9 protein-coding genes are annotated in these 13,059 nt (G+C 70.9%); 3 read left to right on the top strand and 6 right to left on the bottom strand.

Translation table 11 applies throughout. The features are described from left to right. Positions 1–67 precede the first annotated feature (67 nt). Together OEB96_RS12530 and OEB96_RS12525 are read left to right on the top strand one after the other, a co-directional pair. Complete coding sequence (locus tag OEB96_RS12530; protein ID WP_266215824.1) at positions 68–793, top strand: SDR family NAD(P)-dependent oxidoreductase; 726 nt, start codon at positions 68–70, stop codon at positions 791–793. Beyond that, a complete protein-coding gene (locus tag OEB96_RS12525; RefSeq protein WP_266215823.1) occupies positions 790–1,860 on the top strand; it encodes an S-adenosylmethionine:tRNA ribosyltransferase-isomerase in 1,071 nt (356 codons plus the stop codon). The genes OEB96_RS12530 and OEB96_RS12525 overlap by 4 nt, the downstream gene beginning before the upstream one ends. Positions 1,861–1,875: 15 nt before the next feature. Here OEB96_RS12525 and OEB96_RS12520 read toward each other — a convergent pair whose 3' ends face one another. The 6 genes from OEB96_RS12520 to OEB96_RS12495 form a co-directional block, all read right to left on the bottom strand. Further along, the gene (locus OEB96_RS12520; RefSeq protein WP_266215822.1) at positions 1,876–2,505 is read right to left on the bottom strand and encodes an RNA polymerase sigma factor; all 630 of its coding nucleotides are present in this window, start codon (positions 2,503–2,505) and stop codon (positions 1,876–1,878) included. A 111-nt stretch (positions 2,506–2,616) separates the two neighbouring features. Next, entirely contained in the window at positions 2,617–3,180 is a 564-nt protein-coding gene (locus OEB96_RS12515) for a hypothetical protein (protein ID WP_266215821.1), read from the bottom strand. Positions 3,181–3,447: 267 nt separating this feature from the next. Beyond that, on the bottom strand, positions 3,448–5,931 hold the full coding sequence (lon, locus tag OEB96_RS12510) for an endopeptidase La (RefSeq protein WP_266215820.1): 2,484 nt from the start codon (positions 5,929–5,931) through the stop codon (positions 3,448–3,450). Positions 5,932–6,213: 282 nt separating this feature from the next. Next, positions 6,214–7,422, bottom strand: a complete 1,209-nt coding sequence (locus OEB96_RS12505) for a hypothetical protein (RefSeq protein ID WP_266215819.1) — start codon at positions 7,420–7,422, stop codon at positions 6,214–6,216. Positions 7,423–7,473: 51 nt separating this feature from the next. After that, positions 7,474–9,063: an SEL1-like repeat protein gene (locus tag OEB96_RS12500; RefSeq protein ID WP_266215818.1), complete on the bottom strand. Its 1,590-nt coding sequence runs from the start codon at positions 9,061–9,063 to the stop codon at positions 7,474–7,476. Between the two features lie 92 nt (positions 9,064–9,155). Next, positions 9,156–9,998, bottom strand: a complete 843-nt coding sequence (locus OEB96_RS12495; RefSeq protein ID WP_266215816.1) for a Smr/MutS family protein — start codon at positions 9,996–9,998, stop codon at positions 9,156–9,158. Positions 9,999–10,173: 175 nt separating this feature from the next. On the opposite strand from OEB96_RS12495, the gene OEB96_RS12490 reads away from it, so the two are divergent. Beyond that, positions 10,174–13,053 carry a serine/threonine-protein kinase gene (locus OEB96_RS12490; protein WP_266215815.1) on the top strand — a complete coding sequence of 960 codons (2,880 nt, stop codon included), beginning with the start codon at positions 10,174–10,176 and terminating at the stop codon, positions 13,051–13,053. The last annotated feature ends 6 nt before the right edge of the window (positions 13,054–13,059 follow it).

Genomic DNA, 13,059 nt, shown 5'->3' with positions numbered 1-13,059 from the left:
GATGACCGCTTGTTGATGATTTGTCATCAAGGATGACAACAAAGGGTCAAGGGCGCATGGTCGAGACATGACCGAACGAACCGCAGCCCTCATCACCGGTGCCTCTCGCGGCCTGGGGCGAGCCCTGGCTCGCCGCCTCGCCGAGCGCGGGCACCCCGTCGTCCTCGTCGCGCGGGAGCGCGAGCCCTTGTTGGCCGCGGTGGCCGAGCTCGCGGCCGCCGGCTGCACCGCCCATGCGATCGAGGGCGACCTCGGCGATCCCGACGACGCCCGCTCGATCGCCGCCCGGGCCACTGCCCTCGTCGGCCGGGTGGGCTTGCTCGTGCACAACGCCAGCACCCTGGGCCCGCTGCCGATGCCGAGCCTGGCCGACACCACCCCCGAAGACCTCGCGGCCGTGCTCGAGGTCAACCTCCTGGGGCCGTTTCGGCTGACCCGGGCGCTGCTGGGCGGGCTCGCGCTCGGGCAAGGCGGCACCGTGCTGCACATCAGCTCCGACGCCGCAGTGGAGGCCTACCCCGGGTGGGGCGCGTACTCGGTGAGCAAGGCGGCGCTCGATCACCTCTCGCGGGTGTGGGCGGCGGAGCTCGCCGACGCCGGGGTGCGCGTGCTGAGCGTGGATCCCGGGGAGATGGACACGAAGATGCACGCGGATGCGATTCCCGGTGCGGATCGGTCGACGCTGGCGGATCCCGAGGAGGTGGCGCGGAGGATCGTGGCGTTGCTTCACGATCCCGAGGGGGCACCGAGCGGCGCGCGGGTGGTCGCGGCGAAGTGGGAGGTGGCGGCATGAACGGGCACCAGGCATGGAAGGCCGCGGCGGCGCCGCGGGGAGTGGAGCAGCAGCGCTTGTTGGTGGTGGATCCGCGCGGTGGGGTTGCGTTCGACACCCGGGCGCGAGCGTTGCCGGAGCTGCTGCGGGCCGGGGATCTGGTGGTCGTCAACGATGCCGCGACCTTGCCGGCGTCGCTGCCCGTGCGGACGGAGAGCGGACGAGCGCACGAGCTGCGGGTGGCCACCGCCGACGGGCCCACGGGGTGGTGGGTGGTGCTGATGGGCGAAGGCGACTGGCGCACGCCCACGGAGCGGCGGCCCTTGCCCGAGCCGCTCGACGTTGGCGATGCGATCGCGCTGCCCGATGGCACGCGGGCGCGGGTGGTCGAGCGATCGCCTCGCTCGCCGCGGCTCTTGCGAATCGACTGGGGTCGCGACGATGCGAGCGTGCTCGCGCTGCTCTACCGGCATGGAGCTCCGATCCAGTACAGCTATCTGCGGCGTGACCTGAGGATCGAGGAGGTGCAGACGCCGTTCGGCGTGCGGCCATGGGCGGTGGAGATGCCCTCGGCCAGCCGCCCGCTCGACTGGGCCGCGCTGGCGGCCCTGCGGCGGCACGGGGTGCAGCTCGCCACGCTGACGCATGCGGCCGGGCTGTCATCGACCGGTGACGATGCGCTCGACGCCCAGCTTCCGCTGCCGGAGCGGTACGAGATCCCCGCGCGCACCGTCGATGCGATTGCACGTGCGCACGCGCGGGGCGGACGGGTGCTCGCGGTGGGCACCACGGTCGTGCGCGCGCTCGAGGGCAACGCCATCACCCACGGCGGTCGGCTGCGCGGAGGCACGGGGATCACCGCGCTGCGGATCGACCCCGGCTTCCGCCCCGAGGTCGTCGACGGCCTGCTCTCGGGCGTGCACGAGCCCGGCACCAGCCACTACGACGTGGTCTCGGCGTTTGCTCCGGCCGCGCTGGTCGATGCAGCCCACGAGCATGCGGCGGACCGGGGGCTGCTCGTGCACGAGTTCGGCGATGCCACGCTGGTGCTGCCGGGGGTGGCCGAGCCAGCCGCCGCAGCCGCCTGAGCCACGCGTGGCCGGTCAACGAAGTGCCGCTGCCGGCTCGGGCAGAGCACGGAGCCAGTCGTCGAAGCCCCCCAGCGTGCTGTCGCGCAGCTCGGGCGTCTCGGCGAGCTCTGTGATCCGCTCCTGCAGCAGCTGGCGTCCGCGGCGAAGCCGAGTCTTGACGGTCCCGACCGGCAGACCGGTAATCTCGGAGATCTGCGCGGCACTCTGCGCCTCCCAGTAGTGCAGCTCGAGCGCGACTTGATAGTCGAGCGGGATGTGCCGAAGGGCCCGCAGCAACAGGCGCTGCTCCTGCCGGCGACCGAGCACGGTGGACGGACCCGGCGCGAGCTCGGCCGCCGACCGAGCCCCGGAATCCAGTGGCTGCTCCGACCGATGCCGTCCCCGTAGGTGGTGCCGCAGGGTATTGTGGGCGATGCCGAACAGGAACGTCCGCAGGCTGGCGTCGTGGCGAAAGCGCCCCTGGGCCTCCAGACAGCCGAGGAACGTGCGCTGCACGAGATCGTCGGCCGCCTCGGGCACCTTGCTCAGGAAGAAGCGGTAGATGCTCGCATAGTGGCGCTCGAACAGGGCAGAGCCGGCATGTTGGTCCCCCGCCCGCCAGGCCTGCAGCAGCGCCTCGTCCGAGGTGTCCGAAGGGTCCACGCCACGGTCGATGATACGACCGGCCGGGGTCTCGAAGTGGTTCTTCGTTTCCCCGCCACCGTGAATCCCCTCCCGATGCTCCCGATGCTCACGCGGATCCGGAGATCCGGACTATCGGTGACGCCATGCGGCGACCTCGACGGGCCCCTCCCCTGCCTCTGCCGTCACGCGGGCCTCCACCCGCATGTGCCCGGCGTGCCCCACCGGGAAGCCGTAGCAGAAGCCAGCCCTGCTCACCCGCGAGGGCCCCGCGCTCGCCGCGATCACGTCACTCGCATCCTCCAGCGGCGAGACCTCGACCCGCAGCGGACCCGCCGTACCGTCGATGGCCACGGCCATGATCTCGAAGCACCCCGCTGCACAGTGCCCGTCGATGGGCTCGTGACACCCGCGTGGATCGGGATCGAGCACGAGTTCGAACGCAGCCGGACGTCCGACTGCAACCTCCCCCCGTCGAACCGGCCCCACCGCGACGTACCCCAGCGCCGCCACTGGCTCCCAGGGCGAGAGTGCAGCCACGCCGTCCTCCGGGGCCACCGCGCTCGCTCCTCCCGTCCCCATGCAGACCGGCGCACGAGCCTTCGATCGCAGCGGAGCGGGATCGCTCAGCACCACCGTCGCCCCCAGGCCGCCCAGCGCCACCGCCATCACCAGCTCGATCCGACGCCGATGCATCGGCCCCCGAGGTATCAGACGACGAGGCTCGTGTCCACGACCTGGCGCGGGCGAGGGGTCTCGAGGTCTCCGACTGGTGCACCGGCTTGACCAGGTACGCCGCGCAGCCGGCCGACTCGAGCGCCTGGGGGGGCACCTCGCTGCCTGCTTGCCTACCGCTGACCGCGGGGCGAGCAACCCTCACCGTCACGATCGCCCGCCAATCTTGCCCCCCTTGGGGGGCACCTCGCTGCCTGCTTGCCTACCGCTTACCGCGGGGGGGCATGGCTAGTGCGGACCGTGCTGCCCGGACTCGCGCGCCGTCTCCCGCGCGCGATCCTCCTGCTCCTTGCGCTGCTTCATCCAGTCCCTCACCTCGCGCCAGTCGTCGAGCTTGGCCTCGGACTCGCCGAGCAGGAAGGCACGCAGCGACTGGTTGGGATGATCCTCGGGCAGCGGCGCCAGAGCCACGCGCAACACCTCGTCGAGGCTCTCCACGAACTTGAACTCGATGGCCTTCATCACGTTCTTGGGCACCTCGTGGAGATCCTTCTCGTTCTCCCTGGGGCACAAGACGGTCTTGATCTCGGCGCGATAGGCCGCGAGCACCTTCTCCTTGAGACCACCGATGGGCAGGACCTTGCCCCGCAGGTTGATCTCGCCGGTCATCGCCACGTCCTTGCGCACGGGCGCGGCCAGCAGCGCCGAGACCAGGCTGGTCACGATGGTGACGCCGGCCGAGGGCCCGTCCTTGGGCACGGCCCCCTCGGGAAAGTGCAGGTGGAAGTCGACGTGCTCGTAGAAGTCGGGCTCGAGCCCCAGCGCCAGGCTGCGGCTGCGCACGTAGGTGATGCCCGCGGTCGCCGACTCCTTGATCACGTCGCCGAGCTGACCGGTGAGCGTGACCTTGCCCTTGCCCGAGGTGATGGTGGTCTCGACCGGCAAGAGGTCGCCGCCCATGGGCGTGTAGGCCAGGCCGTTGGCCATGCCGATCATGTCGGTCTCCTCGGCCCGGTTGAACCGGTACTTGCGAGGCCCGAGCAGCTTGTTGGCCAGCTTGGCATCGACCTTGAAGGTCTTCTTCTTCTTGGGCTCCTTGACGTGCTCGCGCGCGAGCTTGCGCAGCACGCTGGCAATCTCGCGCTCGAGCGAGCGCACGCCGGCTTCCTTGGTGTAGTGGTGGATGAGCTCCTTGACCGCGCTGTCGCTCCACTGGATCTCGACACCCTCGAGCCCGTTGAGCTCGACCTGCTTGGGCACGAGGTACTGCTTGGCGATCTTGAGCTTGTCCTCGTCGGTGTAGCCGGAGAGCTCGATGATCTCCATGCGATCGCGCAGCGGCAGCGGGATCGTGTGCAGTGAGTTGGCCGTGCACACGAACAGCACCTCGGAGAGGTCGTAGTCGAGGTCGAGGAAGTGATCGACGAACGCCACGTTCTGCTCGGGATCGAGCACCTCGAGCATGGCGGCCGAGGGATCGCCGCGGAAGTCCATCGACATCTTGTCGATCTCGTCGAGCAGGAACACCGGGTTGGTGCTGCCCGACTTGCGCAGGCCCTGGATGATCTTGCCCGGCATCGCCCCGATGTAGGTGCGCCGGTGGCCGCGGATCTCGGCCTCGTCGCGCACGCCACCGAGCGACACCCGCACGAACTTGCGACCGGTGGAGCGCGCCACGCTCTTGGCCAGCGAGGTCTTGCCCACGCCGGGCGGGCCCACCAGGCACAGGATGGGGCCGCGTACCTTCTTCACCAGCGCCTGCACGGCGAGGTACTCGACGATGCGCTGCTTGGGCTTCTCGAGCCCGTAGTGATCCTCGTCGAGGATCCGCTCGGCCTCCTCGATGTCGATCTTGTCCTCGGTGCGCTCGTTCCACGGCAGCGCCAGCACCGTGTCGATGTAGTTGCGCACCACGGTGGCCTCGGCGCTCATCGGGCTCATCATCTTGAGCTTGCGCAGCTCCTTCTTGAGCCGCTCGGTCGCCTCCTTGCTCATCTTCTTGCGACGGATGCGATCCTCGAGCTCGGCCAGCTCGTTCTTGAACTCGTCCTGCGATCCCAGCTCCTTCTGGATCGCCTGCATCTGCTCGTTGAGGTAGTACTCCTTCTGGTTCTTCTCCATCTGCTTCTTGACGCGAGTACGGATCTTCTTCTCCACCTGGAGGATCTCGATCTCGTTCTGCATCAGCTCGTAGAGCTTCTCCAGGCGAGCGCGCACGGACTCGGTCTCGAGCAGCTCTTGCTTGGCGGCCAGCTTGAAGTTGACGTGGGCCGCGATGGTGTCGGCCAGGCGCGAGGCGTTGTCGATGCTCTGCACGCTCACCGCCAGCTCGGGAGGCACGCGCTTGTTGAGCTTGACGTAGTTCTCGAACGTGGCCTGGACCGAACGCATGAGCGCCGCCAGCTCGGGGTCGTCATCGGGGGTGACCTTGGAGGCCTCGATCTCCTCGGCCTCCACGTGGAAGAAGCGCCCGGTGTCGAGGTACTCCTCGATCTTCGCGCGGCTCTTGCCCTCGACCAGCACCTTGACCGTGCCGTCGGGCAGGCGCAGCAGCTGGATGATGGTACCGATGGTCCCGTAGTCGTGGATGCCCTCGGGCTTGGGGTCGTTGACCTTGGCCTTCTTCTGGGCGCAAAGGAGGATGTGACGGTCGGCCGCCATGGCCTCCTCGAGCGCATTGATCGACTTCTCGCGGCCGACGAACAGGGGCACGACCTCGTGGGGAAAGACGATCAGCTCGCGCAGCGGAAGGAGGGGGATCTTGCGTTTCATCGCGGGTTTCCACGCCGAATTCGGCGTTCGAAGCTTGCCAAAGCTAGCATCGGGGGTATGGGCGGTCAAACCTCGGGCCGGTCGAAGTGCAACCGAAACCATCGCGATCTCGATGACTTGGATCGAGCGCCGCGGCCGCCTCACCCGTGCGAGGGCCCGCACGCGAAGAGACTCCACCGAACCTGGTCGATCGGCTAGGTGGGGGCGTGTCGGATCGACGACCGCAACGACCCATCGGCGGCGGGAATCGGCGGCTGCAAGCGTGGCCGGAGACCGTGATCTTCAGCGGGCCGAGGCTTCGCCGTCGAGCAAGCCTGGGCCCACGTACCAGCGCCAAAGACGGGCCACCGCCACCGTCGCCAGCACCGACCACGGCAGCGCAGCGTAGCCTGGAATCGCCACCAGCAGCACGGTGAGCTCCACCAAGGGCGCCCCTTCGACCCAGCGCGGCATCGTCACGCTCAGCCGCTGCGCCAGCATGTCGAGCTGGGGCATCGCAAACACGTCGGCCGGCCGGTCGCGAAGGATGAGCCGCGCCTGGACCAGCGACAGCAGGGCCGCGGCCCCGCCCGCAGCCAGCAGCACCACCGCCGCGACCGTGGAGCGGTGCGTCTGGGCGACCAGTACATAGGTGAGCGCGACCATCATGGCGGCGTGCGACAGCGGCCGCGTGGCTCGGGCCACCCGCTCGCCCGGTGCGAGCGCCACCGAGTCGGTCCGAGGACCACGCAGCTCGCGAAGCGCCTTCATGTGGAGGCCGACCTGCACCCCCACCAGCATCGCGAAGGCCCCCAGGGGCAGGCCGGCCGCCCCTCCGCCGAGCACCAACGGCAGCGCCAGCAGGGCCACGGCCAGCGCCAGCAGCTCGATCTGGGCCAGGGGGCGCCGGCTGTTGCTCAAGCGCCGGAGGATCGGCAAGGTGATCCGTCGATGCCAGGCCGAGCGCCCGGGCAGACCCACGCGGTCGCCGAGCAGCACCAGGTTCTCGGCCCGGGCCAGATCCTCCTCGTACACCAGCCGCACCACGTCGCTCGGACCCATGCCGTCGGGCCACGGCAGCTCCTCGGTGATCGCCAGCGACGACGGCATGTGCCGCAGCCCGCCGCTGAACACCGCGGTGGGGCGGCCCGCCTCGTCGTACAGGGTGTAGCGCTCACCGGGCTCGAGCGGGTGGGCGACCATCAGCCGCAGCAGCTCCGGGTGCACGCCGCTGCCCTCGTAGACCACCAGGGCCGGACGCTCGATCGGCTCGCCGGTCGCCAGCTCCTGTGCCCCGGGGGGCTCGGCCCGCGTGCCCGCTCCCATCAGCACCCCGCCAAAGCCCGCGTCGAGGGCCGCGCGCGCCAGTCGATCGATCAGCGGTCGTCCCAGCACCGGGCACAGCACGTCGAAGGTGGCCTCGGGATCGGGCAGGATCACGAGCACGGGCGGCGGCACGTGGGGGTGGGCCTCGGCCTCCGCCGTCTCGACGATCTCGAAGCCCTCGTGCATGGCCGCGGGCAAGCCTACCGCAGTCGTCGGCGATGCGGCGAGCGAGGCTCGCTACTGCCCCGTGACCTGCAACCGCTCGAGATTGGTGCAGGCGATCGCAACGCGCTCCTCGCAGGCTCGATGAAGTGACGCCCGCGCCGCCGAGGCATCGCCACGCCCATGGAGCATCACCCCGAGATCGTTGCAAGCGACCGCATCGCCCCCTTCGCACGCGCTGCGCAGCGCGGACTCGGCCGTGGTGGCCAGCGTCTGGTCGGGGCGCAGATGGGCCGCCGCCAGGGCCAGCGCGCAGCCATGGGGCAGGCCGCCCTGGCACGCCGTGGTGGCTCGCTCGAGTCGCCTGGGATCCTCGAACGACAGCAGCGTCGCGTGATGGAGGCAGGCTCGCGCGTCGCCCAGCTCGCATGCTCGACCGTAGAGCATGCCCGCGGCCACGAGATCCTCGGACACCGCGGCCCGCAGCCCTCGCCAGTCGGCGGTGAAGCGCGTGGTGCCATCGGTGGAGAGCTCGAGCGCCAGCGTCACGTCGCCCATGAGCCAGTGATGCAGGGAGCCGGCGACCGCACAGGCCCGAGCCTGCCCCCCGTCGCAGCGCTCGGTGGCGACCTCGATGGCTTGCTGCGACACGCTGGCCTCGCGCCCCAGCACCGCGCAGCGAAGGGCATCGCCCTGCTGATAGCGCTCGACCCCACCGGCCGGCGGGGGCGCGGGCCAAAGGCGCATGCAGGCCTCGAGCCCCGGCTCGACCCGGGCGTCGCGATCCTTGGCGACCGTCGCCGATCCACCGCCGTCGGCGACACCATCGAAGGCATGCACGAGCCGAGCGCGCGTGCCTTCGACCGCCACGTAGGCCACGTGCGAGTGACCGCCGTCGTTGGTCACCAGCCCCACCTCGGTCACGCGTACGCCTTCGGCCACGATCGACGACGTCCAGCCGTCGTCGCCGCACACGGCATGGCGCAGGCGACCCACGGCGGACTCGTCGCCCGCGGGGCGTTCGAACAACGCGACCACCGGCCGGTCGCCGGCCAACGCCAGCGCGTAGGCGTCGATCCGCTGCTCGGGAGCCGCATCGAGCGGCTGGCACGATCGGCCGCTCGGAGGTTGGTGCCACAGGGTCCGACCATCGCGCGAGCGCTCGAGCGTGTGCGTCCCGCCGGCCCCCGCCGCCTCGCGCAGGTCCGCGCGAGGACGAGGGCACGGGCCGGGCTCGGCGGGCCCGGTGCTGATGCCATCCCATCGTACCGCCTCGAGCTCGCCTTCGAGCTCCCCGTAGGTGATCACCACGGCGCCGTCCTCCGCAGCCCGACCGCACGTCCGCCACGATGCGGGCGCCAGCGGCACCTCGACGCGCCATCCCTCGTCACGCCGTCGAGCCAGCGCGATCGATTGCACGCCCACCGTGAACGCCCGATCCACCAGCACCACCTGCGGCCGGCCCTCGTGATCCAAGAACACCGAGGGCGTGCCCAGGGCATCCGCCCCCGTCTCGACCAGCACCGTCTCCACCTGCCACGACCGCTCGACGATCTCGGGTGCCTGCGACCACGGACGGATCCAGCCCTTGCACGAGGTCAGGCCCCCCACGGCGAGGACGAGCAGGGACGGCACGAGGCAGCGGGAGACGATGGAGGTACGCATGGCGACGAAGACGGCGCATGCTAGCCCGGGTCGAAACCCGAGGGAGTCCCTCGAGTCTCTCGCCGCGATTCGTATGCCCCCATACAGGAGCGTCACGAGATTGGCGCCTCGTCGTCTCCTTCTTCAGGGGACGGGGGCCGAAGCTCGACCAGCGTCGCGCCCCAGCTCCCCGCCCCGTGGCCGCCGAGGCGATGGGAGAGCACCCCCGGATGTCGCTGCAGGATCGCATGCACGGTTCGCCGCAGGTTGCCGATGCCCTTGCCGTGGATGATCCGCAGCTGCAGCACGCCCTGCCTGCGGTGCTGCTCGATCGTCTCGAGCACCAGCGGCTCGACCTGCTTGGGCGAGAACGAGTGCAGGTCGAGCACGCCATCGACCGGCATCGGCAGGGGGGCCGGCTCGGGCCCGCGGTCACCGCGAATCCCGGCCCAGGGAGCCCATGGTCGCGGCTCCACGGCGACCTCGTCGACCGGTCGCGAGGGACGGCCGCGATTGCGGCGCTCGATCGACACCGGCCGACGCCACGGTGCCCGTAGCCCCCCACCCTTGCGCTCGAAGGTGAGCCACCGTCCCGGCTCTCCCACGCACACCGTGACTCGCCATGGCATGCCGTCGAGCTGCTCGATCGTCAGCCGCACTCGACCCCACAGCGCAGCTGCAACCAGGTCATGAGCCAGGCCGAGCGCGTCGTGATCGTCGTCCGGATCCTCCTCGCGCGGGAAGCGGCGCGCCCATGCGCCGCCGAGGGTCACCACCACGGCATCGTCCTCCACGCTCACCGCGACCGCGAAGCCGTCCTCGGCCACCGGCTCGATCTCCACCAACGTGCCGTCGGCGCGCACCCCGTAGACCCCCGGGTCGCCGTGCTCCCGTGCCACGCAATCCCGAGCCGTGTCGGCCACCTCCCGCAAGAACGCCTCGGCCGCAGGATCCACGCCCGGCAAGCGTGCCCCACTCTCGTGCCGGCGTGGTGCCGAGCGGGGATGCCAAAGCGGGATGCCAAGCAGGGACGAGTCGGGTTGCGAGCCGGCGCGCGAATTCGGGGGCATCCGCCCCCCGGCGGGCATTGAGCGGGCCGGACGCCCTAGGGCATGCTTGACCCCCACGAGCATGGACTCCCGCGAAACCACGGGCACGCGATCGACGGCGGATGCGGAGACGATCGTCGAGGCTCCCGACGGCCGTCGGATCCTGCCGCAAGAGGTCGACGAGAGCGGACTGACCCCGGGCACCCACCTCGGCCGCTACGTCGTGCTCGAGATGATCGGCTCGGGCGGCATGGGCATGGTGCTCGCCGCGTACGATCCCGAGCTCAATCGCAAGGTCGCGCTCAAGCTCATGCGACCCACCAAGCGCGACCGCCGACGGGAGCGCAAGGGCAAGGGCGGCCGCCTGCTGCAGGAGGCCCAGGCCCTCGCCAAGCTCGCCCATCCCAACGTGATCACCGTCTATGACGTGGGAACCTGGGAGGACCGCGTGTTCGTGGCCATGGAGCTGGTCGAGGGCAGCACCCTCAAGGGCTGGCTGCGGGCCCGCAAGCGCCGCTGGGACGAGGTGCTCGCGGTGTTCGTTCCGGCCGGCCGCGGCCTGGCGGCGGCACACGCGGCCGGTCTGGTCCACCGCGACTTCAAGCCCGACAACGTGCTCATCGGCGACGACGGTCGCGTGCGCGTGATGGACTTCGGCCTGGCGGCTCCCGTCCCCGGGACCGACACCGACAGCGTGGGCAGCGTGGAGAGCCTGGACCTCCTCGAGGCCGCACTGGCCCCGCCCGCCGCCGGAGGTCGCAGCGAGACCTCGCGTCCCGACATGGTCGCTTCGCTGATGTCCCAGACCGGATCGGTGATGGGCACGCCCGCCTACATGGCGCCCGAGCAGCACGTGCGCAAGGCCACCGATGCCCGCAGCGACCTCTACAGCTTCTGCGTGGCGCTCTACCATGGCCTCTACGGCGCGCTGCCGTTCGACGGCGAGGACACCTCCACCCTCACCAGCCAAAAGCTCGCCGACCAGCTCGCCGAGCCGCCTTCGGGCGCGAGCGTGCCCGGCTGGGTCCGCAAGGCGGTGCTCAAGGGGCTGGCCTCCGACCGCGCCCTGCGATGGGCGTCGATGGACGAGCTGCTCGCCGAGCTCGAGAACGATCCCCGCGTCGCTCGTCGCAAGTGGCTGGGCATCGCCGGAGGCGTGCTGCTGGCCGGCGGGAGCCTGGGCACCGTCGTATACCTCCGCAGTCAACGTCCCGAGGTCTGCCAGGGCGCCGAGCAGGAGCTCGCGGCGGTGTGGAACGAGGAGCGCAAGTCGGCGGCCAGCGAGGGTCTGCGCGCGGCCGCCGTGCCGGACACGGATGGCGCCTGGCTCGCCCAGGGGGCCGAGCGGATCGTGACGCTCGTCGACGGCTACGGCGCGGCTTGGGTCGAGATGAGCACCGACGCGTGCGAGGCCACCTACGTGCGAGGCGAGCAGTCGGCGCGCCTGCTCGCCCAGCGCCACGATTGCCTGGATCGACGCCGCGCCGAGCTCGACGTGCTGGCCCAGATCCTGGCCGACGCCACCCCCGAGGTCGTGCCGCATGCTTTCGAGGCCGCATCCTCGCTGAGCCCGCTGTCGCGCTGCGCCGACTCGGAATCGCTGGCCGCGGCGGTCGATCCACCCGAGACCGACCAGGCCCGCGTCGCCGTCAACGAGCTGCGCCACGAGCTGGCCCGCGTGCAGATGCTCGATGCCGCCGGCCGCCACGAAGAAGCCGACACGCTGGCCCAGCAGCTGCTGAGCCAGGCTCAGGCCCAGGGCTACGCCCCGGTCGAGGCCGAGGCGCGCTTCCACCTGGGGCTGGTCAAGCACAGCCGCGCCGATGCCAAGGCGGCCGAGGAGCACCTGAGCGAGTCGCACTGGCAGGCATCGAGCGTCAAGCACGACACGGTGGCCGCGGCCGCCGCCAGCGCGCTGGTCGACGTGGTCGGCATCGAGCTGCAGCGCCGCGACGAGGGACTGGGCTGGGCGCGCCACGCCGAGGCGGCGTTCAAGCGGATCGGCCTGGGCGGCGTCGACGAGGCCGCCCTGCGCCATCGCGTGGGATCGATCCACGCCGCCAACGGCAACCTCGACGAGGCCAGCGAGGCATTCGAACAGGCGCAGGCGCTCTACGACAAGCAACCCCATCGCGCGCTGGCGCTGGCGCGCGTGCTCCACGATCTCGCCGCGATCCGGCGCGACCAGGGGCGATACGACGAGGCGGTGGCGCTGCTCGAGCAGGCCAGGACGCTCGTTGCCACCGCGGCCGGCGAGCACCACCCCGAGCTGGCCCGAGCGCTGAGCGGGCTGGGTCGCGTGGCCGATGCACAGGGCCGGGCCGAGTCCGCACGAGTGCGCTACCGCGAGGCGCTGGCCCTGCTCGAGAGCACGGTCGGACCGCGACATCCGTGGGTCGCCGAGATCTACGAGGATCTCGCGCGAAGCCATGCACGAGCCGAAGAGCGGTCCGAGGCCACCCGGATGCAGGAGCAGGCCTACGACCTGCTGAAGCAAGCGCTGGGCGATCACCCGCAGGTCGCCCAGGCCCTGTTCGACCTGGGCACCCTACGCGCCGAGTCCGGTGGGCGCGAACAGGCGCGCAAGGACTGGGACCAGGCGCTCGCGCTGTGGGAGAGCACCCGCGGCAAGGACCATCCCGCGCTCGCCTACCCGCTCACGCGCCTGGCCGCACTCGACCTCGAGGACGGCCATCCCAAGCAGGCGGTGGAGCGACTCGAGCGCGCACTCAAGGTGCGAGGGCGCAAGGGCCTGGCCCCGATGCTCCTGGCCGCCACCCAGTTCGACCTCGCCAAGGCCCTGCACGAGAGCGGCGAGGACCGAACCCGCGCGCAGGAACTCGCACGCAAGGCTCGCAAGACCTACGAAGACGCGGGCTCGCAGGGCGTGGCCTCCATGGCCGCGGTCGATCGCTGGCTGGCCGAGGTCGGGCCCGAGCAAGCACCGCCGTCGGAACAGTAGCGACGA

Source organism: Paraliomyxa miuraensis (assembly GCF_026337845.1).
In the GTDB taxonomy this organism is placed as follows: Bacteria; Myxococcota_A; Polyangia; order Nannocystales; family Nannocystaceae; genus Paraliomyxa; species Paraliomyxa miuraensis.
Note: the sequence above shows the minus strand (reverse complement) of the source record. Positions and strands in the feature narration are given on the sequence as shown.

Bases quoted from the DNA above. Each gene is read 5' to 3' on its own strand.
- OEB96_RS12530 (WP_266215824.1), top strand. From the start codon at position 68: ATGACCGAACGAACCGCAGCCCTCATCACCGGTGCCTCTCGCGGCCTG.
- OEB96_RS12525 (WP_266215823.1), top strand. From the start codon at position 790: ATGAACGGGCACCAGGCATGGAAGGCCGCGGCGGCGCCGCGGGGAGTG.
- OEB96_RS12515 (WP_266215821.1), bottom strand. From the start codon at position 3,180: ATGCATCGGCGTCGGATCGAGCTGGTGATGGCGGTGGCGCTGGGCGGC.
- lon (WP_266215820.1), bottom strand. From the start codon at position 5,931: ATGAAACGCAAGATCCCCCTCCTTCCGCTGCGCGAGCTGATCGTCTTT.
- OEB96_RS12505 (WP_266215819.1), bottom strand. From the start codon at position 7,422: ATGCACGAGGGCTTCGAGATCGTCGAGACGGCGGAGGCCGAGGCCCAC.
- OEB96_RS12500 (WP_266215818.1), bottom strand. From the start codon at position 9,063: ATGCGTACCTCCATCGTCTCCCGCTGCCTCGTGCCGTCCCTGCTCGTC.
- OEB96_RS12490 (WP_266215815.1), top strand. From the start codon at position 10,174: ATGGACTCCCGCGAAACCACGGGCACGCGATCGACGGCGGATGCGGAG.